This window comes from Candidatus Kapaibacterium sp. (assembly GCA_023957315.1).
Taxonomy (GTDB): Bacteria; Bacteroidota; Ignavibacteria; order Kapaibacteriales; family UBA2268; genus PGYU01.
Window position 1 is genome coordinate 17,998 of record JAMLHE010000020.1, and the last position, 25,881, is coordinate 43,878.

The 25,881-nt window shown below is 36.5% G+C and carries 43 protein-coding genes; 9 read left to right on the forward strand and 34 right to left on the reverse strand.

Annotation, left to right across the window (positions count from 1 at the left end):
* The 32 genes from M9949_14250 to M9949_14405 all read right to left on the reverse strand — a co-directional run bounded on the left by M9949_14250 (position 1) and on the right by M9949_14405 (position 17,435).
* Entirely contained in the window at positions 1-459 is a 459-nt protein-coding gene (locus tag M9949_14250; GenBank protein MCO5252565.1) for a hypothetical protein, read from the reverse strand.
* Positions 456-1,799, reverse strand: coding sequence for a hypothetical protein (locus tag M9949_14255; GenBank protein MCO5252566.1), 1,344 nt, complete (start codon positions 1,797-1,799; stop codon positions 456-458). The genes M9949_14250 and M9949_14255 overlap by 4 nt, the downstream gene beginning before the upstream one ends.
* Positions 1,793-2,437: a hypothetical protein gene (locus tag M9949_14260; protein ID MCO5252567.1), complete on the reverse strand. Its 645-nt coding sequence runs from the start codon at positions 2,435-2,437 to the stop codon at positions 1,793-1,795. Before M9949_14260 ends, M9949_14255 begins: the two co-directional genes overlap by 7 nt.
* 411 nt (positions 2,438-2,848) lie before the next feature.
* Positions 2,849-3,133: a hypothetical protein gene (locus tag M9949_14265; GenBank protein ID MCO5252568.1), complete on the reverse strand. Its 285-nt coding sequence runs from the start codon at positions 3,131-3,133 to the stop codon at positions 2,849-2,851.
* A gap of 9 nt (positions 3,134-3,142) precedes the next feature.
* Positions 3,143-5,467, reverse strand: coding sequence for a phage/plasmid primase, P4 family (locus M9949_14270; protein ID MCO5252569.1), 2,325 nt, complete (start codon positions 5,465-5,467; stop codon positions 3,143-3,145).
* A 64-nt stretch (positions 5,468-5,531) separates the two neighbouring features.
* Entirely contained in the window at positions 5,532-6,224 is a 693-nt protein-coding gene (locus tag M9949_14275; GenBank protein ID MCO5252570.1) for a DUF1937 family protein, read from the reverse strand.
* 95 nt (positions 6,225-6,319) lie between these two features.
* On the reverse strand, positions 6,320-6,835 hold the full coding sequence (locus M9949_14280; protein ID MCO5252571.1) for a hypothetical protein: 516 nt from the start codon (positions 6,833-6,835) through the stop codon (positions 6,320-6,322).
* Positions 6,832-7,131: a hypothetical protein gene (locus tag M9949_14285; GenBank protein ID MCO5252572.1), complete on the reverse strand. Its 300-nt coding sequence runs from the start codon at positions 7,129-7,131 to the stop codon at positions 6,832-6,834. Before M9949_14285 ends, M9949_14280 begins: the two co-directional genes overlap by 4 nt.
* A gap of 179 nt (positions 7,132-7,310) precedes the next feature.
* Positions 7,311-7,694 carry a hypothetical protein gene (locus tag M9949_14290; GenBank protein ID MCO5252573.1) on the reverse strand — a complete coding sequence of 128 codons (384 nt, stop codon included), beginning with the start codon at positions 7,692-7,694 and terminating at the stop codon, positions 7,311-7,313.
* Between the two features lies 1 nt (position 7,695).
* Entirely contained in the window at positions 7,696-8,019 is a 324-nt protein-coding gene (locus M9949_14295; GenBank protein MCO5252574.1) for a hypothetical protein, read from the reverse strand.
* Positions 8,016-8,507, reverse strand: coding sequence for a hypothetical protein (locus M9949_14300; GenBank protein MCO5252575.1), 492 nt, complete (start codon positions 8,505-8,507; stop codon positions 8,016-8,018). Before M9949_14300 ends, M9949_14295 begins: the two co-directional genes overlap by 4 nt.
* Positions 8,488-8,877 (reverse strand): HNH endonuclease, encoded by a 390-nt coding sequence (locus tag M9949_14305; GenBank protein MCO5252576.1) that lies wholly within the window; start codon positions 8,875-8,877, stop codon positions 8,488-8,490. The genes M9949_14300 and M9949_14305 overlap by 20 nt, the downstream gene beginning before the upstream one ends.
* A 23-nt stretch (positions 8,878-8,900) precedes the next feature.
* Positions 8,901-9,167, reverse strand: coding sequence for a hypothetical protein (locus M9949_14310; GenBank protein ID MCO5252577.1), 267 nt, complete (start codon positions 9,165-9,167; stop codon positions 8,901-8,903).
* Between the two features lie 13 nt (positions 9,168-9,180).
* Positions 9,181-9,405, reverse strand: a complete 225-nt coding sequence (locus tag M9949_14315) for a hypothetical protein (protein ID MCO5252578.1) — start codon at positions 9,403-9,405, stop codon at positions 9,181-9,183.
* 2 nt (positions 9,406-9,407) lie between these two features.
* On the reverse strand, positions 9,408-9,998 hold the full coding sequence (locus M9949_14320) for a hypothetical protein (protein ID MCO5252579.1): 591 nt from the start codon (positions 9,996-9,998) through the stop codon (positions 9,408-9,410).
* Positions 9,999-10,095: 97 nt separating this feature from the next.
* Positions 10,096-10,323, reverse strand: a complete 228-nt coding sequence (locus tag M9949_14325; protein ID MCO5252580.1) for a hypothetical protein — start codon at positions 10,321-10,323, stop codon at positions 10,096-10,098.
* A gap of 98 nt (positions 10,324-10,421) precedes the next feature.
* Entirely contained in the window at positions 10,422-10,838 is a 417-nt protein-coding gene (locus tag M9949_14330) for a hypothetical protein (GenBank protein MCO5252581.1), read from the reverse strand.
* Complete coding sequence (locus tag M9949_14335; GenBank protein MCO5252582.1) at positions 10,835-11,026, reverse strand: hypothetical protein; 192 nt, start codon at positions 11,024-11,026, stop codon at positions 10,835-10,837. Before M9949_14335 ends, M9949_14330 begins: the two co-directional genes overlap by 4 nt.
* Positions 11,023-11,247 carry a hypothetical protein gene (locus M9949_14340; protein MCO5252583.1) on the reverse strand — a complete coding sequence of 75 codons (225 nt, stop codon included), beginning with the start codon at positions 11,245-11,247 and terminating at the stop codon, positions 11,023-11,025. The genes M9949_14335 and M9949_14340 overlap by 4 nt, the downstream gene beginning before the upstream one ends.
* A 1-nt stretch (position 11,248) precedes the next feature.
* Complete coding sequence (locus M9949_14345; GenBank protein ID MCO5252584.1) at positions 11,249-11,821, reverse strand: 3'-5' exonuclease; 573 nt, start codon at positions 11,819-11,821, stop codon at positions 11,249-11,251.
* 268 nt (positions 11,822-12,089) lie between these two features.
* Positions 12,090-12,563, reverse strand: a complete 474-nt coding sequence (locus M9949_14350) for a hypothetical protein (protein MCO5252585.1) — start codon at positions 12,561-12,563, stop codon at positions 12,090-12,092.
* Between the two features lie 11 nt (positions 12,564-12,574).
* The gene (locus M9949_14355) at positions 12,575-13,258 is read right to left on the reverse strand and encodes a hypothetical protein (GenBank protein ID MCO5252586.1); all 684 of its coding nucleotides are present in this window, start codon (positions 13,256-13,258) and stop codon (positions 12,575-12,577) included.
* 35 nt (positions 13,259-13,293) lie between these two features.
* Positions 13,294-13,953 (reverse strand): hypothetical protein, encoded by a 660-nt coding sequence (locus M9949_14360; protein ID MCO5252587.1) that lies wholly within the window; start codon positions 13,951-13,953, stop codon positions 13,294-13,296.
* A 10-nt stretch (positions 13,954-13,963) separates the two neighbouring features.
* The gene (locus tag M9949_14365; GenBank protein MCO5252588.1) at positions 13,964-15,055 is read right to left on the reverse strand and encodes a hypothetical protein; all 1,092 of its coding nucleotides are present in this window, start codon (positions 15,053-15,055) and stop codon (positions 13,964-13,966) included.
* 118 nt (positions 15,056-15,173) lie between these two features.
* Complete coding sequence (locus M9949_14370; GenBank protein ID MCO5252589.1) at positions 15,174-15,407, reverse strand: hypothetical protein; 234 nt, start codon at positions 15,405-15,407, stop codon at positions 15,174-15,176.
* A 61-nt stretch (positions 15,408-15,468) separates the two neighbouring features.
* Positions 15,469-15,795 (reverse strand): hypothetical protein, encoded by a 327-nt coding sequence (locus M9949_14375; protein ID MCO5252590.1) that lies wholly within the window; start codon positions 15,793-15,795, stop codon positions 15,469-15,471.
* Complete coding sequence (locus M9949_14380; protein MCO5252591.1) at positions 15,792-16,049, reverse strand: hypothetical protein; 258 nt, start codon at positions 16,047-16,049, stop codon at positions 15,792-15,794. Before M9949_14380 ends, M9949_14375 begins: the two co-directional genes overlap by 4 nt.
* Positions 16,046-16,432 (reverse strand): hypothetical protein, encoded by a 387-nt coding sequence (locus tag M9949_14385; GenBank protein ID MCO5252592.1) that lies wholly within the window; start codon positions 16,430-16,432, stop codon positions 16,046-16,048. Before M9949_14385 ends, M9949_14380 begins: the two co-directional genes overlap by 4 nt.
* Positions 16,429-16,683, reverse strand: a complete 255-nt coding sequence (locus tag M9949_14390; protein MCO5252593.1) for a hypothetical protein — start codon at positions 16,681-16,683, stop codon at positions 16,429-16,431. The genes M9949_14385 and M9949_14390 overlap by 4 nt, the downstream gene beginning before the upstream one ends.
* A 1-nt stretch (position 16,684) precedes the next feature.
* Positions 16,685-16,945, reverse strand: a complete 261-nt coding sequence (locus tag M9949_14395) for a hypothetical protein (GenBank protein ID MCO5252594.1) — start codon at positions 16,943-16,945, stop codon at positions 16,685-16,687.
* Between the two features lie 4 nt (positions 16,946-16,949).
* Entirely contained in the window at positions 16,950-17,135 is a 186-nt protein-coding gene (locus M9949_14400; protein MCO5252595.1) for a ribbon-helix-helix protein, CopG family, read from the reverse strand.
* Between the two features lie 99 nt (positions 17,136-17,234).
* Positions 17,235-17,435 (reverse strand): hypothetical protein, encoded by a 201-nt coding sequence (locus M9949_14405; GenBank protein ID MCO5252596.1) that lies wholly within the window; start codon positions 17,433-17,435, stop codon positions 17,235-17,237.
* 187 nt (positions 17,436-17,622) lie between these two features.
* Here M9949_14405 and M9949_14410 point away from each other — a divergent pair, with 187 nt between their 5' ends.
* The 7 genes from M9949_14410 (at position 17,623) to M9949_14440 (ending at position 22,268) form a co-directional block, all read left to right on the forward strand.
* On the forward strand, positions 17,623-17,997 hold the full coding sequence (locus M9949_14410; protein MCO5252597.1) for a hypothetical protein: 375 nt from the start codon (positions 17,623-17,625) through the stop codon (positions 17,995-17,997).
* Between the two features lie 34 nt (positions 17,998-18,031).
* Complete coding sequence (locus M9949_14415; protein MCO5252598.1) at positions 18,032-18,481, forward strand: hypothetical protein; 450 nt, start codon at positions 18,032-18,034, stop codon at positions 18,479-18,481.
* Between the two features lie 34 nt (positions 18,482-18,515).
* Entirely contained in the window at positions 18,516-18,944 is a 429-nt protein-coding gene (locus M9949_14420) for a hypothetical protein (GenBank protein ID MCO5252599.1), read from the forward strand.
* Positions 18,945-19,136: 192 nt separating this feature from the next.
* The gene (locus M9949_14425) at positions 19,137-19,901 is read left to right on the forward strand and encodes a Bro-N domain-containing protein (protein MCO5252600.1); all 765 of its coding nucleotides are present in this window, start codon (positions 19,137-19,139) and stop codon (positions 19,899-19,901) included.
* A 136-nt stretch (positions 19,902-20,037) separates the two neighbouring features.
* Positions 20,038-20,787 (forward strand): hypothetical protein, encoded by a 750-nt coding sequence (locus tag M9949_14430; GenBank protein MCO5252601.1) that lies wholly within the window; start codon positions 20,038-20,040, stop codon positions 20,785-20,787.
* The gene (locus M9949_14435; GenBank protein ID MCO5252602.1) at positions 20,774-21,196 is read left to right on the forward strand and encodes a S24 family peptidase; all 423 of its coding nucleotides are present in this window, start codon (positions 20,774-20,776) and stop codon (positions 21,194-21,196) included. The genes M9949_14430 and M9949_14435 overlap by 14 nt, the downstream gene beginning before the upstream one ends.
* A gap of 4 nt (positions 21,197-21,200) precedes the next feature.
* Positions 21,201-22,268 (forward strand): tyrosine-type recombinase/integrase, encoded by a 1,068-nt coding sequence (locus M9949_14440; protein MCO5252603.1) that lies wholly within the window; start codon positions 21,201-21,203, stop codon positions 22,266-22,268.
* Between the two features lie 185 nt (positions 22,269-22,453).
* Here M9949_14440 and M9949_14445 read toward each other — a convergent pair whose 3' ends face one another.
* A complete protein-coding gene (locus M9949_14445) occupies positions 22,454-22,666 on the reverse strand; it encodes a hypothetical protein (protein MCO5252604.1) in 213 nt (70 codons plus the stop codon).
* 214 nt (positions 22,667-22,880) lie between these two features.
* Here M9949_14445 and M9949_14450 point away from each other — a divergent pair, with 214 nt between their 5' ends.
* Together M9949_14450 and M9949_14455 are read left to right on the forward strand one after the other, a co-directional pair.
* Positions 22,881-23,252, forward strand: a complete 372-nt coding sequence (locus M9949_14450) for a TIR domain-containing protein (GenBank protein ID MCO5252605.1) — start codon at positions 22,881-22,883, stop codon at positions 23,250-23,252.
* Positions 23,253-23,260: 8 nt separating this feature from the next.
* On the forward strand, positions 23,261-24,235 hold the full coding sequence (locus M9949_14455) for a caspase family protein (protein MCO5252606.1): 975 nt from the start codon (positions 23,261-23,263) through the stop codon (positions 24,233-24,235).
* Positions 24,236-24,270: 35 nt separating this feature from the next.
* Here M9949_14455 and M9949_14460 read toward each other — a convergent pair whose 3' ends face one another.
* Entirely contained in the window at positions 24,271-25,737 is a 1,467-nt protein-coding gene (locus M9949_14460) for a restriction endonuclease subunit S (protein ID MCO5252607.1), read from the reverse strand.
* Between the last annotated feature and the right edge of the window lie 144 nt (positions 25,738-25,881).

Consider the following 25,881-nt stretch of genomic DNA (forward strand, 5'->3'; position numbering starts at 1 on the left):
TCACTCCTCGAACACCAAACCTAATGATTTCAAAGTATCAGCCATCGAAACTCCGCCAACAAATACATGCCTCAGCAATCTTCCAAAACTATCCATGTTCGGCTCAGTAAAATCACGATGGATTTTTACCTGCCGATTAAGCATGAATTGATTCGCAAAGTTCTCAGCCATGAACCCGAGAGCAAGAGCCGAGTCAACAGTTATTTGTTTTGCCTCAGCTTGATCGCGTAATCTTTGAGTATTCCTAACCTCAAAGCAATCAATGTTGAGCAAACGAATCGTTATCGTGTCCGCACCAAGCCCGAATTTGTAAGTATCTCCATCGATGACACGTGAAATCGTTACTGTAGATATACTATCCACAAATGGATTTTCGCAATCACACTCGGTCACATTCACAACATCACTACAAGATGTTAAAATCAATAATGCTACAATTATCGAAAGCAAAAATCTCATAAACCCTCCGTTACCGCAAGAAAATCTTTTTTAAAATATTTCGTAGTGTAGTCCAATTTATTTTTAACAGCTTGATAAATCTTTTCTTCAATTCCATTTTCCGAGAACAAATAATGCACTTCAGGAAGACTTTTTCTATCAAAACTTTGCAATCTTGCTCGTGACTGCCAGTAATTCGTAGCTGAAAAATCAATGTTGTAAAAAATCAGAATATCTGCTGTTTTCAAATTGATTCCCATAGCACCTGCTTGAATCTGACAAACAAAAACCTTGTCTGTTGCATTAAATTCCAGGGGGTCACTCGTGCAATCCGGGAATACCGTTTTGAGAATATCACCTTCAGCTTGATACTTGTAAAAAATTGCAATCTTTTGTCCTTCGTAATTTTCCTTAATAAACCTTGCTTTCGAATCGTCGAGAAATTTCAATGTGCCATCTTCAGTTATAACAGTTCCTGACGAAAGTTGATGAATTTTGCCTTGCAATTTGACCGCCGAATCGCAAACGATTTCCTGACCATCTTTGAACTTGTAATACTTGTCTTTCAGAAGCGAACGTTTCAAAAAATCCATTCTCGGGTCCATTTTGACAGAAAAAATCTTTTCAAAAACTTCAGACCTCAAAAATCCTGCTTCTTTTTGCGTATAAACAACGAAATACTTTTCAATGAACATTTTGACCTTTTCGACGATTGCATCATCATAATTCCTAACCCTGTTTGATTTAATGTACATTTCCTTAACCTTAACAAACTCCCTTGCCCAGGAATAGAAATTTGACTGCGTAAAAGGAGAACGCTCAGAAATCCAAAATTGATGATAAATCTGAGAATATGATTCCGGCGTTGGAGTTCCGGAAAGTAACATTAGCGGCTTTTTGCCTACAATCTTTTTTAGATTCTTTGCTCGCTGGCTTGGTTTTGGATAAGCTCCAATCATCGAAGCTTCATCAACGATGATGAAATCATACTGTTCCGGATTTGATAAGTTTCCGAGTTGTTCATAATTCGTAGCTGTCAGTTTGAATTGAAACCCTTCAACTTGATAATCTTCTTGAACTGATGAAATAGCTTTCTTTTTTGTTACAAACAGTACATTCTTAGCTCCATATAGCTCGGCCGTTTTTAGAGAAACTCGTGATTTGCCGACTCGCATTTCCAGAGCTGTATAAACAATCCCCAATGAGTGCAATACTTTGAGTGCCTTATTTGCTAACATTAATTGCTTTTTGGAAAGCTCTGCCCAAAAATCTGCAGGCGCTACATTCTGAAAGTCTTTTTCAAAATCACTTCCGCTATCACATGGATATCCATTTTCAAAATTTCTGTGCATACTCAGCATATTATTTCTCCTTCAATGTTCATTTCTTTTGCTTTTTTCATAATTGATTCATGAATTACCCGATATTGCTGGCTTACGACGAGAGTATCTATAACCATTGCTCTTGCTTGCAACACATCTGTGATGTTTGTAAAATAGCACTTTGATGATGCAATTTCTTTTTCGACAGCTCTATCGAGAATCAAGAAATCGTCAAACAATGGTTTGAAATCTGAATAAGCATCCCAATCAACCGTTGTTCGCATCACCTCACCTTTGTAATCAAAAATGAAAGTGAGTGGACCGACATCTTTAGCATATGCCCACTTCGTATAAGGCGCCCTGTTGCTTTCTTCAATTTTAGCAATCTGAATGTCCAAGCTATCAATTATCGTTTGCAGGTGAGGATGTTTTTGCACCATTTGTTGCATTTTATCCCGTTCTGCAATCAAGTCAGACAACACAAGAGTTGATTCCATCACCGGACTTTCACTTTCAACAAGCACAGTTTGCACGCTTTTGTCATTTTCCTTATCAGCAATTGTTGTCGGAGACCCTAAATATGATTCAAGTCTTTCTTCAGCAATTTTCTTTTCGACAGCTGTTTTAGCATTCGCTAATTTTTGTTTCCAATGCTCTATGATTTTTTCGTTTGTCATAAAATTTTGCTCTTTAAAATGTTGATTTTTTCGTTTTTGTGCTAAAGGTGAAAAAGTGATACGTTATATAAACCTGTCTTATACACACACGTATAGGTAGGTTTATGAAAAACGCACTTTTTCACCTTTAGCACGAGGCTTTGTAACTTATTTATTTTTAAAGCACTTGCAAAAGCGTTTTTTTTGCCAAAATCACGATTTGGTGAAAAACTTTCCAATGTGTAAAATCTACACGCAAATATCACAGCATTTGCAACATTTTCACCGTAAATAATTTGAAAATTAAGATGATTTTTGACCCCAATTTTACAAATTTTAGCCAAAATAAGCCCCTTTATTGTGTATATATTACACAATGGCATGAAAAAGTGAAAATCTCGTTTTAGTGAATAGGATTTTTGCATCTTTTTTTTACTCTATAATTTTGATTTCGAAGTAATTTCTTCTGCTTTTAGCTGAGATTTCAGAAGCAATATTTCCCACTTTTTCAACATTTAAGTAGAATCTATTTCTTGTATATGGAATACATTTTCGCGATTCACACCACAACAAATACTTTTCAAATAATTCTTTTCCAACAACCTTATCTTTTGGATTCTTGGTTAGTATTATTTTTTCTGAAAGGAACATAGTCAAGCCGATTGATTCAGGTATAAACGCCTTTATTGGCTTCTGTTTAATGTCTGTGTTCATCATTTAACCACCTTAAAATGCACTTGGTTGTTCAACATTATCATTATTTAATTTTATCCCTCTAAAAATTTTCATTCTGCCACTTCCTTCTGATACAGATACACCCTGAATGGTTTCTATCTTTGAATAGAATCGTTTTTTAGTGTACGGATGTGTTGCTGATGCTTTGCACCATTCGAGATATTTAGTCCAAAGGTCAGGAGCTGTTACTTTATCGAGAGCATTGTCTTGAATACAACACTCGTTGATAAATTCACCTAAGCCATCCTGCTCAGAACGATAATTTTTGACAGCATTTTGAACAATATCTGGAGGATTAAGTCCGATGCGTTGATACTCCTTCCAACCATGTAAAATCCATTGAAAAATGCCATTTTTCTCTAACTCAAAATCCTTCATCAACTCATGTTGAGGTCTGCGTTTCGATTCCGGTATTGTTACCGTGAATGGAATAAGCGATATGCGCCTCCAAATCCCTTCATCTGTGCCTTTTATGATAGGCTTATGATTGCCATAGATCCACATAGTATGAGTAGGCTGAAAAGTGAAATAATCCTTGTGTAAAAACCTCGCAGATATTGTGTCACCACCTGTTAAATTCTTGATTTTATTTTCATTCAGCGAACGATTTTCAGGCAATTCTTCAGCAACTACAAGCCGAGCTCCCGGAAGTTGAGCTATATCATTTGGAATACCTTCCTGCTGCTTCAACATCAACATCTCCGTTGGTGCTTTTTGGAAATAGTCACCAAAGACCATCTTCATGACATTGAAAAATACAGATTTACCATTTTTCCCTGCACCATGACAGAAGAACAAAATTTCTTCCAGGTGAGCGCCGCATAAAGTCAAACCCATTGCTCGCTGAACATACTCGATAAGCTCAATATTATCATCGAAAATCGTAAAAAGCGAATCTTCAAAGAGATAACAATGAGCATCCTCTTCATATTCGGCACCGGAACATCGAGTCAACATAAGCTCAGAATTATGCTCCATGAACTCATTCGTTTTCAGGTTATATATTCCATTTTGCAGATTAATCAGATAACTATCCTTATCAAATTCACTCTGAATAGCAGATATTTGAGGTTCCGCTTTTGCCAAGCGAATCATATCCATAATTTGCGAGTGGCTTTCGGATTTTACTGCGTGCTTTATCAAATCAGTACGCTTTGAAGCATCATCAAGCTTTTTGGCTTCATCATACATTTTCCGGACAGTCTTTTTAGCCATTTGCATGATATAATTCTTCTCATCATTTTTCCAATACTTACCTGTCCAAATGAACCATGATTTTGAAGTGTTATTATATTTAATCCTTCCTGCGTAAGCATCAACAAGCCTTTCAGAATTGCCGAGGTCCGTAAAAGGATAATGAGTAAACTTGGACTCTTTATCAATAAGCTTACCTGTTGTCGTAACAACCGTTTTGGTAAGTCTGGAATAAATCTTTGATTTGTCAAAACCGAATTCAGCCGCGATGGCAATAACAGAAGCAATAGTAGGTTTTTTGTTTCGGTGTTGGATTTTATAACGAGTACCTTTCTTTTCGTCCGGACTCCAAGCTTCAATAAGTCTTACAGCGGTTGCTTCATCAAAAGTATTACCGATAGCCGATACAATTTTTCCCCAATCCATATAATCGAGGCGTTTAGGAATGTAACTTAACATCTCCTCAGCAAGTTCAGCCGTGATGTCGCCATTCAAACCGCTTTTCTTATACTTTACGACCTCATAATTTTCTTTTTCTTCAGCATGATTTAAGCTTTGTAAAACTTTACTATCTAACTGATTGCCATAAACATGCATCTCGCACATGGAGTGACCATAGAAGAAACGGTCAATATTTTTACAAGACTTATCGGAGTCATATTTTTTGATAAAAGCAGTAGAAAGTTCCGCCCATTCGACGATGTCATGAATCTTTTCCGGTAGTAAGAAAACTATCCTAAATCGGTGCCATTCTTCAGTATGAGATGGAGATGTATAAATTAATAAAGCATTCTCCACCACGAAAGGATCAGCAGCAGCAATGTCAAACGGTAGATACTCATCAGCGAGTTCCTTCTTGTATTTGTCATAGGATTTAGTATCTTTGTTGTAAATTTTCTTTTCATTATCAACATCAACACTTAGGATTTGAGCATATGCTATGTCAGCAGCAGCAGGCTTTTTGGAGCTTCTCCCTTCCTTGATGACACCACCTGAGTAGGCATGTCCACGTTTGATGTGACTGACAAATTCTTCAAGTGTAAATTCTGCATTTATCCAACCCGGCTTCTCGGGGTCACCTTTATCGATGAGATTTGTATTAATGCTCAAATGTAATTTCATACGTGTTTGCCGTTTATTATCTTATAACAAATGTAATTAAATTATCTTACAAACGCAACTTTTATTATGCGATTTTCGCGAAATCTTCAATATTATTTTTTTCACAGCTTACTGCGGACAAATCATTTAGGAGCAAATCGTAAATTGCTCGGTACGTTTTATCGTAAACCGTCGAGAACAACAGGTCTTTAACCACCTGCAAAGAGGCTCGCATAGTCGTAGGATGAAGATTTATTTTCTTAGCCAAGGCAATATTACTAAAATGCGGATTCAAGACTGTAAATATATATCTTGCGATATGTTTGTAAATCATGATATGTTGGACCCGAGTTTTTCTGATGATGTTTTCAAGTGATTCATTTGTGATTTTTGCAATCCTGGCTTCGATTTCATGATATTCAACATTAATTTCATGAGAATTGAAAGCATTCTGAAGCCAATAATTTGAAATCGGTTTATTATTATTCTTGAAAACCTGAATTTCATTTTGAACACCCTTTGACTCTTTCCATCCTTCAATTTGTAGAATCAGTAATTCGCCGGAAACATCCATCATCGGGTCATTTTGATTATTCCATGTGATATAATCGAAAGGTAAATCGAACATAGTAGTTTGCATATGCCAATGTACAATTGGGCTATACACCACTTTTCCTTTTTGCATCAACTCTTTTGTAGCAACAACGGCAGCGATATATCTTGCTCGCCTGAGTGCCGGACTTGGACTAGAGTATGGTGATGCGAGATATGAAATCATAATAATTCCTTTATTATTTATATTAATATTCGTATTTTGCGATACGGTTTTTGCGTTACGTACTTCGCGTTATTAGCAGTAGTTTTGATAGTAAATTAAAACGGCAAATCCCATTCGTTTTCAGTAAGCTCAAGGTGGCTTCTTCTGTGGCATTCTTTTGTTGATGGCGAAATAATGAAATCCACTTGCATATCTAAAAAATCATCCATGATATAATCAATAAATTCTATCATCATCATTTTAAATCCCCAATTGGTCATAATTGGTCTTGAAAGCGTTAATTCAGGATGGTCTTTACCTGTCATATGAATTAAATCGGGATCGAAAGTTTCACTCTCAAACATTCTTAAAGTGTTTGGACTTTTTTTAAAATAGCCAATCGGAATACCTTCATAAGAATAGAACTTTGTTTGACTTTTGTCAAAATCCACATTTAAGAATGGTGATAACGACCAACCATATCCGGTAACGCCATTACATTCATTTACACTCCAGAGCTCCGGAGTAATAAACTTCTCGGTGATAGGGTGGTAAATACTCCATTGCCCATCTTCTAACATAGGGTCGAATTTTGAGTGCATTTTTCCCTTTAATAATTTCACTATTTTCATTTCTTTTGCCTAATTATTTCTACTGTCTCTTTGTAGTTGTTGGAAAAGGCATTTCTGTTATTGAATGCTTCATCATAACTACTATACTCATCACCAAACGTGTTGCAGTCTCCACCAACATAAAAATTCGTAAAAGCACGTTCGCCGTTTTGTTCACGCCCCAACGTTTCGAGTGCCGATTCAATGTCGGCAATAGTTGTTTTTAATACGCCCTCAAAAATCGGTGATGGGTCTCTATCAAGGCATAATTTGCATTTACGCTTTTCGTTCATCAAAATCTCTATTGCTCTATTCATACATTTTTCTCCTCTTTGCTGTTCACCCGCGCACCTTGCCGACCTATCGCCGTTGAAAAAACGAATGGCGCAATTTTCCCTAATGGTATTTTTAAATATTCGCTACAATTCCATACAAAGCAAGCGAATAGTGTTATTGGGGTTTTAAAGTTCCAAAATATCATGGTTTATTCTCCTCATTAATAGTAAATTTGTCCGGCAGATTCAGTTTTCGTTTGATACTTTTTCAACTGTTCGTATAGTTCTAAGTTCTTCTCCTCTTCTCGGTAGGCGGAAAACCCCCTTTGAGCTCCATTGTAGGTTGAAACCGTTATATTGGTCAGATGCGGGAACTCCCAGCCACCGCCTTCTTTGGGAAACTGGACACCTCTTACTTCGGTTTCGATTCTGGTTATAAACTCCGCTCTATAAAAAGCATCGGAACTTTTAACTATAACATAACGCTTTTTATCCATGTTTACCCATCCCAAAACCTCTACATTTGGATTAGCGGGTATGCTTATATATTCCATTTGTTGTATTTTTGACTTTGAGATATTAATAGTTTTTAGTTCTATTTTCATTTCAAAATCCATTAAATTTATTATTTAATCTCTCAATTTTCCGGTCCAAGCACGTTTGAATAATTTCGGAATCAAGCATTATTTCAAGCTGTGCCATCATAATTTTAACGTCTGCTACTTCGGAGCAGAGAGTGTGGTAAGCTAAGACTTGACGAGTGTCGTAAGTTGGTTTTTTAATATGAATCGGAAAAACTAACTTCCACCGCTTAATCTTATTAATTGCCTGAATTAATTCCGCACATTCTTCTATTGCCATATCAAGTTGCTCCGGAACTCCGAATTGCTTTATAGCATTTTTGAGTATTGTTTTTTGTTCGGGTGTCATTTTTGCGTATTCTCCGCTTCATTTTCAACATTGATTTCGGGAAGTTCGACTATCTCGTCTGGGTTGACAGCTTTAATTGTCGTTCCGCTCACAGCTCTCAATGCAGATATTGGATTTACTCCCCAAGTGCCGTTCACGCCGGGAGTATAAGGTGCAGATTCTCGAATTGTCACTATTGAGAATTCGCTATTAATAGTTTTTTCTTCAATAATAAATCTGACTTTAATATGCACATACACCAAGTTTCCAAGAATAGTATTTGTATTTAGGATTTTCTCTTTCATGGTAGCATTATTGCTGTGGTGTATCTCAAAACGCTTCAAATCCATTTGTGAAAAAGTATCAAAAAGCCATTGTTGGGCGTTTTCAGTAGTTTTTACCCATGTAATTTGGCAAAGTTTAAACATAGCCTCGTAATCTTTGCGTTCCCAAGCTGATAGAAAATCGAACGCTATACGCTCGGGAGTGTTAATTGCAGGTAATTTCATTATGTTCCTTTTTTGGGTTGATATTGTTGTATAAATTATTTTTAGATACTAATTTTTCAAAGTAAAACTTGCCGTCGAAAGGTGCAAGTTTGATGATATTGAATTTGATTGCCATTCGGACAATGAACAGTTTCTCAAGCCTTTGGATGATAGTCATTAACTGTTCCCGGAAAGCCCACAAAGCAAAATCGGCTTTGTAGAAATTGCATGAGCGACAGGAAGGATTGTAATTATCCATTTCGTTCTTTCCGCCTCTCGCAAGTGGATTTATGTGGTCAATTTGCATATTTTCGTAGTCAATTTCATCGCCACAGTAAGCACATCTGCCGTCATATTTTAACCAAACAATTTCTCTCTTTTTAGGTTTCATTATTCGGTACTCCTTTGTGTTTGTTATTCGTCAATTTCACTATCAGGACTTATCTTTCGTCCTGACTTTATAAATGTGTAACCCGCTATTCTTGTATTCCATCCAACCCAAACATTTGATTCAATAATCACTTCGCAACCAATTTCTACATCCGAACCAACCCAAACATTTGAGCCTATTTCGACATTAGAATTCATGGTTACTGTTTTATGAATTTTGCAGTTTTCGCCGATTTTTAAAGTGGGGAATTTCGAGCGGGCTTCATCACTTGTTAGATAATTTCTACTCATTTTTCAATAATTCCTATACTATTAATTTCAAAAGTTCTTTTTTCAATTCTTTAATATGCGCCCTTGTTTTATTTGCTTCATGGTTCGCACCTCTTTCTTTCCCATCTGCACCCCACGTAAAACCGACCGAGTTTAGATGTTGCAACCAGCCACCGTACTCAACGAGAAAAAGCATAATCACACTTGCTTTTGCCTTTTTGTCGGCAATTTGATTTATTATACTGATTTCGTCATACATTTTTAATAATTCCTATACTGTGGCTCAATCCATTTTACACCTAACCACGCAAAGAATTCCTGCTCGGATTCCCATACCGGTGGCAATTCCGCATCAAGATTTACACACCTCCAAGAGGACTTTCCGTTTTTATCCTTTTTCTCGACACAGTCCGATACTTTGCGTAATCCCTTATCAGAGCCACACCAACCGATTTTTCGCCAGCCTGCGGCAATTACCTTCATTGCATATTCGGCACTCCCTGTCCGGATTGCAAATTGTCGGTAATAATCAAAATCGTCCGGCATAAATAAATCTAAGTTAATTCCTTCATGTGATGCTATTTGCATATATTTACCGTTTGGCTGTCCTTTTACGGGGAGACCTAATGAATAGATAGTGTCCGCAAAATTCGGAGTTACGGAGCCGCCCTCAAATAGATTATTCCTTATATAAAGTCTGGCTTTAAATTCCTGTGGCAAACATACAATTTCAATATCTTTTACGTCAAGCTTCAAACGTCGGATTGAGCCTGCAATGTCTATTTTTGTGCAATGCGGTCTCAGTAATTCTACTTTTGATTCCGCTATTGCTAATGCTTCTGAGTGTTTCATTTTTCAGTCTCCATGATTAAATTGTAAAAAACTCCACGGCACGGCATTAATATTTGTGGATATTTCAAGGATCTGCCGTGCCGAGAGGTGGTTAAGATTAATAACCTAAATCATTAAAAGTGCCTTTTAAGTATGCAAGGTGTTTTTCAACTTCCTCTATTTGTGCATTCCTGTAATCTCTTACAATTTTGTGAATAATTTGCAGCATTTCATTTTGTTGTTCGGGAGTAAAATTGCAAATAGCTTTTCCCATGTCAAGTGCAATCTTATTGTATTCACTTATTTCACGAATAGGTTCTGATGTTTTTGATTCATATGGATGCATTTTTTCTTTATTCCTTTAATAATTAATTAATAATACTCGAAGGGCAGGTGGGAAACTTACACTACAAAGACCCACCCGAGCAGTTTGCCGTCCCTTCGTTAATGTCGTGTATTAACGTGTTGTAAGTCATTTATCTTAAAGCTACCTAAAAACGACTTTACTTCTTCTTCACTTAAATCAATTTCATAAACATCAATGTGATTGCCAATAATTCTAAATAGTGTTCTATTTACATCTGCATCGGTATTTTTTGCTATTTCATCTACTCTATCAGATAAACGACTTATATCGGAAGGGTATCTGCTATTGCTCGATTCCACAGGTGCAAGTTCGCAAACTATACGAAATGCCACATCAAAATTCTCAAATGAACGACTATGTAAAAAATCAGTATAGCTATTTAAAAAGCTATATTTTATCAGTTTTTTGGTTATTCTCTTAATTTTAATATATAATGTCTCGTCAAGATGCTTAACTTCATAAATGCTATCAATCTGTAAGTCTCTTGCTTTCATTTTGTTTCTCCAAATAAATTCATTTGTTTATTACAGTTCTTTTTCAGTTCGCTCAGATAAGCCCGAATTTTCGGCATAGTCGAGACCATAATCACTTTGTCATTAGAAGATAATTCGTACAAAGGCGGAAGTTTATCTTGCTTAATATCTCTTAAGATTTGTGCGTATTTTGCGTAATCGTGCTTCATGATATTTCGGGATTTGATTCATTAGGCAAATATAGTTTCGTTTCAATCGGATATTGATGCTCAATCCCATCGGTATATGAATCAACTTTTTTGCCTATAATTTTTCGACTGTGCTTTAGCTCCACTAAAGAAGTGTAGGGATGTTTTTCAGTTATTATTCTAAAGCAACAATCCTGCTCACCAATAGCCGCCCAAAATTCATCATGTGTAACCTCTCTCATTTCACTTCCCCAAATTAATTATATCATAAATTTCTTTTGTCAGGTACAAATCGTAAGTAGCATCATGAAGTTTGGATTCTTCAAGCTGAATATCAAATTGTTTTGCAACAGTAGCGAGTTTGAAATTCTCCATTGTATGCCGAACATCTGACAAATGATTACTCGCTAAACACATAACATCAATAGTGTCAGACCAAAACCATGAACCGAAATATTTATCATTGTTTTGAGCAAAGAAAGCACGTAGGAATTGATTATCGAAGCTCGAATTGTTGTAGCCGACGAGGTGAAATTTATCCTTTTTGTTGTATTTGTCAACATATTTTGATAATTCCTGAAGCAAGAGGCGATAATTTTCACTTGCCGGTTTATAACTTTGCAACATTTCTCTCGTCACATTTCCAACTGCCAGAGCTTCATCCTCAATAACTATATTCGGATTTGGCTTTATTAATAAATTCGCTTCATGCTTGATGACATTGTCGATAACAATAAGAAATGACAACTGATGAATACCATGAATAGCGTGGTTAAGCCCTGTTGTTTCGACGTCGTAAATAAATAATTTTCTCATTTTGATTTTTCCTTTTTAAGTGAATTTGGAATTTTTAATTCACATTTTTTGTAATCGAAACTATGTTCAATGCAACACCTTGCACCCAAACCCCACAATGAGCGTGCTATGTTCTTATTGGTACACCATGCGTGATTATCGTTGTAAATGCAATCAACCTTTTTTACCATTTCATTTTTCCTTTATAAATAACACCCGGCATGGTGTGCAGCAATCAGAGGAAGTGGGAAAGTACTTTATGATATTTTCCATGCCGGGCATTGTGGGTTTATAATAATTTGTCTTCTGGAATAGGTTCGGATTTCACAACGGTTCCAAATTCATCAATAAAATTGATTAGTCTGTTATCGTAATCTTGCTCAACTGTGCAGTCAATTAGATTCGTAGTAAAGCCTTGCACATACTGCTTACTTAACTCACGTCTCATATCGTCTTTGCCTGTAATTCTCTTCTTAATCTTTTTGAGGACTTCATTTGTCTCAAGTTGCTCGCCTAAAAGACTGTCAATTTCTGCATCAATTTCTGTGATTTGCTGTGCTAATTCAACAAGCTCTTGGGCTGAGAATTCGTGTACGATTCCAATTACAACTGTTGACTTTTTATCATCAGGAGATTCTTGCATTAGTGCCTTATCCATATCTGAACCAATTTCAATGATATCTTCGGCATCCACAACTACTTCATCAACTTCGCTTTCGTCCTCTCTTGGACCGTATTCATTATTTAATTCTTCACTCATCATTTATCTCCGATTTAAAATTTTTCTTCTTCAACAGCTTCAGGCTCTGCATCAGAGACACCGTTTGCTTTGTAATGAATAATCTTTTTGCCTGTAAGCTTTTGTTGTATATCGTTTGCCAAATCTTTCACAAAAGCGAGTCTCTTCGTGTTGTCCAACACGGGCTTCTTTGTCTTTGGATCAAGAACAACAGCCGGCTTACCGGTCTCGGGATTTGTATAAGTCAATTGAGTGAGAGGTGGTAGTTCATCTTTGTCGGCTTTCCAATTAAGTCTTTCATTTCCGGCATAAACAGAAATTCTGTTTTTTCCATCACTGGAATATGCCTTAATCGTAATTTCTTCAGAAACATCTTGTATTGATGCCAGAGCGTTAATTAAGCCAAGCGCTACACCAGAATCCTCTTGGAAGTTTAAGATGTAATCTACACCATCGTCTGTAAGAGTCAGGATATAGTTAGTAGTTGTTGCATCTTTATATACAAAATCTGACAAACTAATGTTTTTCATAACTCCGGTAATCCCTCTAAAGCAGATATCAATAACATCTACTCCATTATCATTTTGGAATTTTCTAACAGCTGTTGCGTGTTGCATAATATCTTGATAATTTTCGGCATGTTCTTCTTTGATATTCATTACAATATGACCTGCTTTTATCTTGAGATATCTTTTCGGTGAATCATTTTCAAAACCCATGGTATTTCTCCTATTTTTTTTGGAATATTAATTAATTATCTAATTACTAATTGGTCAGCTTGGTAAATTTTAACACCCGGAATTTCACGAGTGCCGGCGGCAATAGCATTTTTTATATAACTGTGATTGATTTCAAGATATTCTCTCGGAATTTCATTTTCATTGGTGATTTCGTACTTCCATACCTTTCGTATTGCTTTTGATTTGTCGGCTTCTAATTCCTGTTTGCGATTATCCAAGACCATGGAATTAATCGTTGATTCAACAGGAATTTCCGGGACTTCTCCCGATGCTTCGGCTGCTTTTCTTGCTTCATCGGCAATCCGTAATTCTTCACGTTTGGCTTCTTCGATTCTTCGCAATTCTTCCTGCCTGGCTTTTTCAAGCTCAACTTCGAATCGAAGTATTTGAGAGCGCAGCCCTTTAATTGCAGCTGTTAAATCTTCGGTAAGCTTTTTGGCGTACTCATCAATCTGTCGCTTTTCTTGCAAGATTGGAGCTGTTAAATCTTTGCGTTGTTTCTCAATTGTCTTCTCAATTGTAGAGCTTTTCTTTACCAAATCCTTGGCATAACTTAGAGAAGTCACCGAGTTGACAACAACGTTATCGCATAATTTTGCGATTTCAGTAATTTGGCTTTTTGCTTCATTGAAAACAACTAAAGCCTCGGTTGAAGATACTAATTCATTCATCATAAATCCTTAATTAATTTGTGGAACTGATTAAATTCAAGGCATACTCTTTTGCAGGCAATCGCTTAATATTTTTATTCATATCGCTGCCATTGATTTTGCCATTAATGATAGTTATTTCCTTTGGATCTTCCCATTCACATTGGAATGCTCCCAATAAGAATGGGATTTTCTTTGCTTGAATAGAGTCTGTTTGGTCTTTCAAGTGATATGTTGGTTCATTTTGCCAATCTTTCGGAGCCAGGTTAAATACTTTTTGAGGCTGTAATCCAAAAGATTGTTCTGCAATTTGTTTATACATGTGTAATTGAATTTCGTGGTCATCAAAAAAGCCTGATTTGCCTGATTTGAAGTCAATAACAGCAATAATTCTGATGTCTTGATTTGTCTCCTTTGCCTCGCCTTTTCTTTCTCCGGTTTTGTAAGTTTCACCCCAAAACCCTTTTTGTGGAATAGTCATTTCGCAGATTAAATCAAGAGTTCCTGCATACTTCAATCCATTGTGATTGTAAATACCTACTACTTCCGCAACGATTGGCTCTACTTGATAATCCAAGAAGAACTGAATGATAGAGAGCATATCCTTTTTCAAACTCCATTGCCAATCTGAAATATCGTAAGGGATTTGATTCTCACTTGCATACAGAGCCAATCGAGTAGAAATGCTGTCCAAATCGAAGTATCTCTCTAAAGCAATATCGCTTGAACGGAGATAATCCGCTACAAACATGTGCATGATTGTGCCGTTATGCGCCCGCTCTTTCATGTAAGCGTTGAACTTTTCCATGCCCATATCGCCAATCATCTTCTTCAAACCATAGCTGAGGGGAGTTGTTTTGTCAATAATCGTTGTTACGGAAGGGTAGAAGGTGACATTTTGACCTTCGATTGTGAAATAATAACGCATCCCGGACTGATTGAATCTGTAAACTGTAGGTAGTTTCAGTTTATCGTGGAATGCTCGATTGAAATAATGAGGCTCCATTATTTCATATTCGGCTTGACTTGGAACTAAGTTTTTAGACAAGTCATTCATTTGTTTACCGAACATCTCTATAGAATTTTGAATTCCGGCGAGAAATTCCATTGTTTTAGTACCACTCATAAGGCTGACCTTTATTAGATTGTAAATAAAATTGATATAAAGAGAACATAAATTATCATTGTTGTGATGCTACAGATAAGGTATTTGGTCATGTTTCGCTTCTCGCTGAGGTCTAATTTCATTCTATTAAATCCTGTATGATTTTTTCGAGTTCATCAATTTCATTAGCGATAAGCGGCTTGAGAATAAGCTTCTCAGCTTCTTGAAGTTTTTGCAAGAAGTCAAGCTTCTCGCGTTTGATTAATTCAACTCGAAGCCATTCGTCGAGCAAAAGCCCGGATTCGAGTTTTTCGTCAGCTTTTTGTAGAACTTCTAAATAAAGCCGGTGGTCGTGTAGATTTTTTTTTGCCATCTCGTGGCTCCTTAGTATATTTGTATAACATTAGTTTGTTCGCTCTTGCAAGGTTTCAACGTCAATTGGTAACTGCAAGGGCGTTATTTTTTTTGTTCATTTCGTAAATTCTCATTCCTTCGCGCATCAGTCTGTCAAAGAATATATCAGGTATTTTTCGTGGCTGCTTGGCAAGTTCTGCCTTTTCTTCTTCAGTAAGTAGAGCTTCCTTACATGCTTTCGCTTCTGCAATTTGGAATGCTTCGAGCGAATATTTCCTTCTCGTTCCGGCAATTTGCGTAGGTTGCAAATATCCTTTCCTAATCCACTCATAAAGCGTCTTTCGGGTGGTCTTTGTTTCCTTCGAAAGTTGCAGAAGGTTGAATCTTCGGTTATCGTTTGTCATCATTTCCCCGAGCGTCGAATAATTTGAAATGCTTTGTATGTAAAAAACCCAAAGTAAACTGTGCCACTAACGATGCCGATATATCCCAATGTTTTGAAAAACGGCAGCAAATCTGTCACGTGAGGCATTGCGGTTGCTAAATTGTAGCTGTTTGCAGTCAACAAGAACATACATGCTGCAAGTCCCAAGAGCACCGCTATACGCTTTAAATCATGGTTTATAAAGTACCAAAAGTTGAATGTTCTACGTGCTTTCATCTTGTCTCCATATAAAAGTGATTTAAATATTTCATATCTTCGTCAGCTTCACGTCCGGCATTCTTGCAGCCTTCGCAATCAGCAACAAAACGGTGATGATTTGAGTGTGGAGCATCGGGAATATGTTCTTCATTGATTTGCTTAACCAATTCTGGAATACTTTTTGTGTATTCGCGCGCAAATTCTTCAATAGATTTCAATCCGATTACTGATTCAGTTAGCTCTGTTAAAGCATCAACATGACCGTCAATCCAAGCATTCATAACAGATTGGAATTCTTTTGAATCACGCAAATCAAATTCTATTGTCACAGATGCAAATACTTCAAAGAATGATTTGCCTGCCATTAGACCGTCGTAAACTGATTTAGCTACAGTTGTCATATAGCCTCCTGAATTATTACTTTGTAGCGGCTGTTTGTGACCTTGTTTGACAGTTTCGCTTTTACTTCAGCAGTCAAAATCGCAGAATATGGAATATTTGTTTTTTTATCACTAAGCCTGCAAAGTTCATCATGAATTTCTTCAATACATTCATCCCAATTTTGCAAAGGTTCAGTCCTTGCAATGTGATTTACCAAGAGGTCAGCAATTGCTCGCCCGGCTTTTGTCGAGAAAGCGGAATTCTTAGACATTTTAGCCTCCTAATTTATAGTAAAAGGTTAGCTGATGCAACGGTAAATGTGGATTGTCCATAATCACATTGGAATCCAATCTCGACCGTAGCCTTCCAAGTTCTTCTTTCGTACGAAGAACCAATGTAACTTCGCGTGAAGATACTCCGTAAGCATCTTGAAGCTCAAGCAGCATTTGATTGAGCCTGCGATTGATGTCCTTCAAGTCTTTTGCCCATTCTTTATGTTGAATGATGCCGGGGTGATTTAATTTTTTACTCATAATTCTATCCTTTATTAGTGATATTTTGTTCATAAGCAAGTCTGATGAGCTTTCTAATAACTTCGCTCTTATTTTTCACATTCATTTTCTTTGTGAGTTGAAGAAGTTTGTTTCTGTGTTCATCATCAAGTTCTACTGTGAACGTTGATTTTGCAAGGCTTTCTTTGATTTCGAGTTTCATGTTATTCAAAATTTTATTCCAAATTCTAAGTATTTTTATTTGCATTGTAAGAAAAAAGTAATATCTTTGTAAAGTTATGTTTGACACTTGTAAGGAAATAACTTTACATCATCTTGCTACAAGGCGTTTAAAGCGTTCCGGGTCATCCTTGAAGACTTCGAGTCCTGCTTTAATGCAATGCGATGCAGCGTTAGTGTCTCTCGGGAGCAAGAAGAATGCTTTAACTTTCTGTATTCTCTCTTGTAAGTCACGCTTGACATAAACAGTAAGCTGTTTGTCTTTTTCAATCTGTACGGGCTGATTGCTCATTTTGTAATCCTTTATATTTGTTAAAAAAACCGTGTTATTCATTTTGTTCAGGCTAAGCGTATTGTGTAATTTCTACATATTTAATTTGTTTCTAATATTTACAGTACAAATGTAAATAAAGTTTTCGAGACATGCAAGAAATATTTCGATTATTTCGAGAAATTTTTATAAATTTTTATTTTTATCGATGAAAAACCTACAACCATCAGAAAGACTTGAATTGTTTTTGAAGCAGAAGGGCTGGTCGTATGACCATTTTGCCAACATAATCAATGTTTCAAAAAGTGGTTCCGACAAATATGTTGGAAGCGGAAAAAAAAGCACTTATTCAGCAAAGATATTACCAAAACTTTCGATGGCTGACCTAAATATTTCGTGGTATCTTACTGGTGAGGGTGAAATGTTGTTATCTTCAACCAAAAAAGGCGAAACAGAAATCATTCAAAACATAAAATTACCCGATTTGAAAAATATGACCACCAACGAAATACGTGAGTTACTCAAGTGGTTCGACGAGAATCACGACAAATTGAAATCTATTGTAAGTGCATTAGATAAATAATCACATTTTTATTAAATATTTTTAGGAGCCTCTCATGAAAAAGTCTTTACTCATCGTAGCTTTAACAGTATTTTTTGTTTTTACTGCATGCACCCCTGTGATTTATCGGAATATGGCAGATTGTGATAAATCTGATGTTGATGTTTTCAAAGATATTACAACCATACTCATGCAAGAAGAATTCACGATCAAAAACGCTAACGAAAATATTGGTTTTCTTGTTGCAGAACGAGAAACTGCACCTTTGTATGCCGGCGGTTACGGTTCAAAAATAGTCTGGGAGTTTAATGTCCGCAACGGAAAAATTATGGGAACATACAAAACATTTCTCTATGAATCCAATCTTTCCGGAGGCATTAAAGAAACAATGCAACCAACCTATGGTAGCGATAAAACAGGCAAAGGCGAAGTTACTTATTGGAATGTCCGCAATTCTATCGAGCGAGTCTGTAACTCAAAAATCGTTGTTATGGAAGTCAAATAATCTTCTTTTTATTAATTATTTTTAGGAGTCTTTAATGAAAACTGTTTACACCTTAGTAGCACTCGTTGCTGTTTCTATTTTATTTGTCTCTTGCAGTAAATCTACCAAAGACGAGATATACGATTTGGCAGTCAAAGAAGTAAAAAAGAATTTGTTGTCACCTAGTAGTGCCAAGTTTGAAAAGCTGGAAGAAGGTGATTTTGAACTTCTTGATTCAGCCGGCACTGAATATGGCTTCAGTTTTCTTGGTCTTAAAGCAAAAGATGAAAACGGCGATGAATTAGTACTCTCAGAGGAGGCTAAGCAGAATCCCACCTACTCTTTGGCAGTAGTTAACCTGAGATATGAATCTAAGAACGCTTTGGGAGTAATGATAGCAAACCGCAGGCAGATGGCGTTTATGAAGTATCATTTTTCAGATGGTCAAAAATCAAATTGGCATTATGTAGAAATACCGAAATAACACCTGCCACTCCAAGGGTACGGTAAATCATCGTACCCTTTTTGGGGGGTGTCGTGTTTCACGACATCCCCATAAACAGAGGCTTTCAAAGCTACTATCGGTATTACCGATAGTAGGTCGAACTAAACAAAATTTGCAGAAATGAGTGAAAAAATTAAATACGCTTAACCCGTTTATCAAAGGAGCAATAAAATGCAATTAGTAGTTTTTAAATATCAAAACACGGAAGAGAATATGCTAAATGAAATTAAAACCGTCGAGATTAACGATGAAATATGGTTTGTTGCAACAGATGTTTGCAAAGCTTTAGAAATTGTCAACGTTCCCGATGCAGTAAGCCGTCTTGATGATGACGAAAAGCTACTATCGGTAGTACCGATAGCAGGTCAAGAACACAGAGTGACACTGATTAGCGAGAGTGGGCTTTATAACTTGATATTCAAAAGTAGGAAATCATCCGCCCAACAATTCCGAAAATGGATTACAAAAGAAGTGATTCCATCTATCCGGAAAAAAGGATATTACGGCAAAATTGACAGGTCTCAGTTGCCGAATTTCATTACCAGATACAAGGACAATTACCACAAACTTCCAGCTAACTATTTTTCTGTTATCAGCGAAATGTTTGCAAGGCTCTATATTGAATTTGAAAAAATTGGTTATCAAATTCCTGATAGAGGTCAGGACGGCAAGCAAATGATGCCCGACATATCCGTTGGGCGAGGATTCGCTAAATACCTTCGTGACATAGAATCAGAATTTTACGACCAACACAAAACTTACAACCATACTTTCCCTGACGGCAAAGAAGTTGACGCCAATATGTATCATATTGATGCAATCCCTGTATTCATCAGATATATTCATGAAAAGTGGATCCCCGAAAATGCTTTAAACTATTTTAAATACAGAGACCCTTTGGCACTTGAATACTTGCCTAAATTGTTAAAAGAATAAAAATATACGCTTAACCGATTTTCAAAGAACATAGACATTATTTTCATTGTTGTTATAATATCTACTGCGAATATATGATATATTTCATATATACGCAAATAAAATATGCAAATTTTCATATTTATTTTTTAAAATTATGCTTGATACACCACAAAAACGGCTGAAATGGTTCATAGATACTCGATTTGAGAGGCAAAATAAATTTGCTGAAAAAATGGAGATGTCAACCGGAGACGTGCCAAAATATACCAAACCGGGTGGAAGTGTTCTTTCATCACCCGAAAAAGTCAAGAAATTACTTGACATGGGATTAAATCTTAACTGGTATTTTACCGGAGTAGGTGATTCGTTACTTAATCCTGATTCCGAAGCAGAAATCCCCTCAAACGATGCTGATTTGCAACAGCAAATTAACTCGCTCCGGAGAACCGTAAATGATTTGAAAGAGTTCGTCCAGGAAGCCAAAGCTCCACCTGCCGAAATCAATCTGATCGGAACCTGCTTAAGCAAAGAAAAAGCAAATGAACGGCTAAAAGAGTTCATTAAGGAATATTATAACAACAACATTGCCTCAATTGCTCGCGTGATGGACGTTGCAAGGCAATCAATATCCTTATATCTTAACAAAGATGCCTCGATTGGGAACAAATTCTTGGAAAGAATAGAGCAGGCAGGAGCAAATCCACTATGGATTGAGTACGGAATTGGACCGATGAGAAATGAAATGGACATTGAACAACTCAAACAAACTCCTAAAGCGGAAGAAGCCGAAATAAGCACTTCAGATTGGTCATCTGTTAAAAATCTTGAATCATTATCAAAACAACAATTGATTGAACTATCCGAAAACATTAACAAATTAGTAATAACACATGATGAACATTAACAAAGATTACGAATTAGTAGAAAATAATCCTACAAAAATTGCTTCCGTTGTCAGCTGTCCAAGCTGTGGTGATGGAACACCATTTTTTGACGGCACCGAAGACGAATATGTCCCCTCAGACTTTATAAAAAGCCTCAAAAAGCCTTATATTGTGAAAATCCATGGCGATTCCATGTCTCCAACACTCATAAAAGGAGACAAACTTATTATAGATGTAGATGTTCCTGTTTTACACAACGATATTTGCGCCGTTTTGCATAACTCTGCTTTCCATGTTAAACGATTTTACCGGAATAATTTCAGCGTGTACCTCAAAAGTGATAACGAAGCTTACGACCCCATCAAAATTGCAGCAGATGATGAGCTGCATATACTTGGAAAAGCAGTTTCACTAATGCGTGAATTTTAAAATTATGCCCAGATATGTCAAGCCTTCTGAAAATCGGTGGTTGCATCCTACTTATCGCAAAGCATACTGCTTTAATCGAAATGGTTATGTGCATACCTGTGTAAATTCGCATAGACAAGCGACGAGTATCGAATGGCTTCCCAAAAACAAAAGAGCCGCAATGGAAATCTTGCGGACACGAATAGATAGATGGTTTTATCCGACAGCTGATGTAAGCGATACAAACAATGTCAGCGAATTAACCATTGAGCATTTACTCGAACGTTTTCATCGCGACAAGATAATCAAGCTCAATGCTGAAACTCAGAAGCAATATATGATTGTGTATAAGCAGTTTTTTACCGAAAACTTCTATCTTGAAGAAGTGGATAAAATCCGGGCGCATGTTTACGCGATTATTCAAGGTCTGGACTTGGCACAAAATACCATCTGGAAGCGGATGCAACGATTGAGAAAACTATTTGCATATGCAATAGAGCTCGAATGGATGACTCGAAATCCTATTACAAAGTCAATGGTGCCGGGATATGAGCATAAAACTGTTGAGATTTGCAGCGAAGAAGTAATTTATGAAGTCATCAACTATTTCAAAACTCGAAACTATGCTATGACTTTGATGATTGAATTTGCTTATTTGACAGCTATGCGAATACAGGAGATTATAGATTTGAATTGGAGTGATATTCACCTTGACAAAGGTTACTTTGTGATACACGGCAAAGGGGATAGAGACAGGATTTTTCCGGTCAAATACTTTCCGCGTGCAATAGAGATTCTCGAAGAGTCAAAGAGTATGGGTAACTTTAAGTTTGTTACTTGGACATCACAGCAGTATCCACAACGTACTCTCCAAGACGGGCTTGTGCAAATGTCAAAAGAGCTTAAAAAGAAATATCCACGAGTCACATTTCACATACTCCGCAAGTCTGCAATAAACAAGTGGAGAAAACTGGGAATTGACCCCGAAGCAAGGAATGCGATGAGTGGACATACTCGCGTTGTTGAAACTCAATTCTATCTTGCTGACCCGGACATCAACTTTTTCGAACATAAATTAACTGCTCTGGAGTAATTATGCCGGATTATTACAACAATGGTCATTACACGCTCGTTCCAAACTTTTACTGTAGAAAAGCAGGGGGTACTCCAATATTCTACGGATACACTTGTGAATTGAGCGATTGCTGCTTTCTTCTATTTGTGAATTGAAATGCTTAAAAATTTATAATGTCTCGAAGGTTTGAATATTTATTTCAATCATATCATCTCCCATGCTTTTTTAGTGAAATATCCAATTTGCTCGCCCTCCACCAAGTAGAGTATATTGTCGCAGCCGTCCAGTTCGAGTTCGGCACCGGATACTGCTCCGTCAATGGCATATTCGAATGGATAGTTCGGTTGTGATGCAACTCGAACCTCCATATCATCATCCAGGTTTTCTAAAATCTCTTTCAATTCACTTACTCTCATCTCAAATCCCTATTCAATATTTGTAAATGTCACTTCTGTTGATACTAATGTAATCCATTAACCTTACACACGCAAGTTATATTCTGCTATTTTGGATTATTTTTTAAGAATTATTTAATTCATTAAAATTGAAAATTTTAATTGCCGTAATAATTTATTTGGTCAAAATGTTTATATTAGTATCATCTTTTATTAACAATAAGCATAAAAAGTAATGGAAAACAAAAAAGTAATTTTCGTAGCCTTCGCCATGGAAGATGAAAGACAACGAGACTTTTTGAAAGGACAATCCCTTAACACTAAATCACCTTTCGAATATATAGATATGTCTGTAAAAGATGCATATGATGATGATTGGAAAGCAAGAGTGAGAACAAGGATTAAACGCTCTGACGGCGTAATTGTTCTTGTAAGTAAAAATTCACTTAATTCCAGTGGGCAGAAGTGGGAAATAAAATGTGCAAAAGAAGAAATGAAAAGAGTAATGGGAATTTATGCATATAAAGATGACAGAACTAATCTTGAAGGTGTCAAAACTAATGTCTGGACTTGGGAAACCATTGCTGACTTTATTAACAGTTTGTAATAAAAAACATGAAAAAAGCGCTTATAGTAGGAATAAACTACTATGCCAATCATCCACTTCTTACGGGTTGTGTGAACGATGCATATGAAGTAAAGTCTGTATTAGAACGTAACGGTGACGGTTCGCCAAACTTTGGCTGCAAATTAACGACATCATCGGGTCCTAGTGAAAGTATTAGTCGGGCATCTCTCAAAGACAACATTGAACAACTATTTAAGACAGATGCTCAAATAGTTTTATTTTATTTTGCGGGACATGGGTCTATTGAAGGAACAGGTGGATATCTTATAACATCAGAGTCAAAACGTCCAGACGATGGTGTTTCTTTGAACGACATATTAACACTTGCTAACGATTCGCCCGCAGCAAACAAAATAATAATACTTGATAGCTGTCATTCAGGTATTGCAGGTTCAATGCCATCAGGGAACCAACATGCCACTCTTTCAGAAGGTTTGACTGTATTAACAGCCTCAACTAAAGACCAATATGCATCTGAAGAAAATGGGAGTGGTATATTTACTAATCTTTTAGTAGATGCATTAAGTGGTAGTGCAGCAAATTTAACTGGTGATATTACTCCAGGTAGCATTTATGCTCATATTGACCAATCATTAGGTGCTTGGGAACAAAGACCTGTTTTTAAAACAAATGTAAAAGCGTTTGTTTCATTAAGAAGTGTAAACCCGGCAATACCACTTGATGAATTAAGACGAATTTCAGAGTTATTTCCTAACCCTGGATTTCAATTCAAACTTGACCCAACATATGAGCCTGAGGAGAAGGGTAGAGATGAAGGGATGCCTTTACCAATTCCCGAAAACACAAGAATATTTGCTCTTCTTCAAAAATACAATAGACTCAATTTGTTAGTTCCCCATGAAGCACCACACATGTGGCACGCCGCTATGGAATCAAAATCTTGTCGTTTAACAGCACTCGGAGAGCATTACAGACGCCTTGCAGCCAAAGGAAGGATATGAGAAAAAAAGCTAAATATTAATTAACTACATTGGGATTATGATATCTCTGCTATTTTTGTGCTTCTCTCGATGTATTCAATCGCACTTTTTTCATTGATTTCAATTGCCATTTCTACAGCTTTTTTAGCAACTTCCAAAAGATGTTCGGATTGCTTTTTGAGCTTGAAACTTTCTTCAACTAACTCAGCAATTTCAAGTTGCTTATCTAAAGCAATTATAGGAACAATCACGTTTTCAATTTCACTAACTCGCCAATGTAGAATAATAGAACCACCAGCATCTCGCTCCGCTTGCATTTGAACTAATTTTGAATTCAAGGCAAGGGTTAAGTATTCAGGTATGATTTTGGTCTTGTCTTTGATTGTTAAATGCAGTATTGCACCGGAAGTAATAAAGTCAGCATCTTTTCTAAGCATGTATGCTGTTCCAACACTACCGTCTTTAGAGAACAGTATGGTTTCCTTTTTAGGTTTCAGTCCTTTGATTAGTTCAGCGTTTTCTTTGCAGAACTCATCTGTTAAATATTTATCTGGTGTTGAAAGTCCGAATTTGTTATAATCAGACACACGAATAAAAGGCAAACCTACTTCAGAATAATGAACCGAACCCGGTTCAATTGACTTTTTGATTTTTACAATATCGACAAGGCGGTCATAATTAGTTGATTTGATACGCTCAACAACTTGCTCGTATTTGATTTGATAATACTCCGCATCTAAACGTCCGGAACTACCAAAGGATTCTGAAAAGTTTTTGACGTTCACAGGTTCATGAAATACTTGAAAATCTTTTAAGTCAAGAGTGTCTAAAAGCAGGTTTTCTGCTTGAGTATAGGTTTGTAGAGAAAGTAAACGGTAAGCATAAGCTTGATTGTAAATAACTTTAATGTTTGATTGAAAAGCATCGGTTAAAATCGGAATTTCAAACTGTTTAATTTTTTCCAAAGCTAAAACTGGTTGAGAATTACCTGCTCGAAATCTTTTAGTTTGGAATTCTCCATATTTTGAATTTAAAAAAACCGATAAATATTCCGAAGAGAGTAATTCATTTGGTCTTACGATAGCAACAGACCGGGGGATATTGGCAGGGAAAAGATGTTTTTCAGCTTTTGCACTATATCCAGCATAAGCGCCTACTGAATATATCAGCACGTCATTTTCTTTTAAATGGGCTCTGGTATTTCGTCTATCTTGCTTTTCAGAAATGGTTTTGAAATTGCCATTTTGAATATAATTCGGTTTAATGAATTCAGCGGTTATATATTTTATTATAGAATTATCATCCCAATCAGGCGAACCATGTTCTCCATCAGTAATGTAGGAAATATCTCCAAGAGGTAAGTATTTCAGCTTTCTTATTTCCGTAGACATTCTAATAAATTCAGATAAAAAATATTCAGAAGATAAATCTCCGAAATTTTCTAACTCACTCTTTAGGAGTATGCTTATTTCAAGCCCTTCCAACAAAGCCTTGTATTTGGCTTCATCGAAGGGCTGTTTCAAAAAAAACTTAGTTGCTCTTTTTTGGCAAATTCTGCGAAAGCTTCAGCAATGCCGTCCTTGGTTAAGCCGTCATGATTGAAAAGGTCGTGTTTTACTATCAAATGCCCGTGCGAATCGAGTACCGGCTGCCCTAAACTGTCTTTA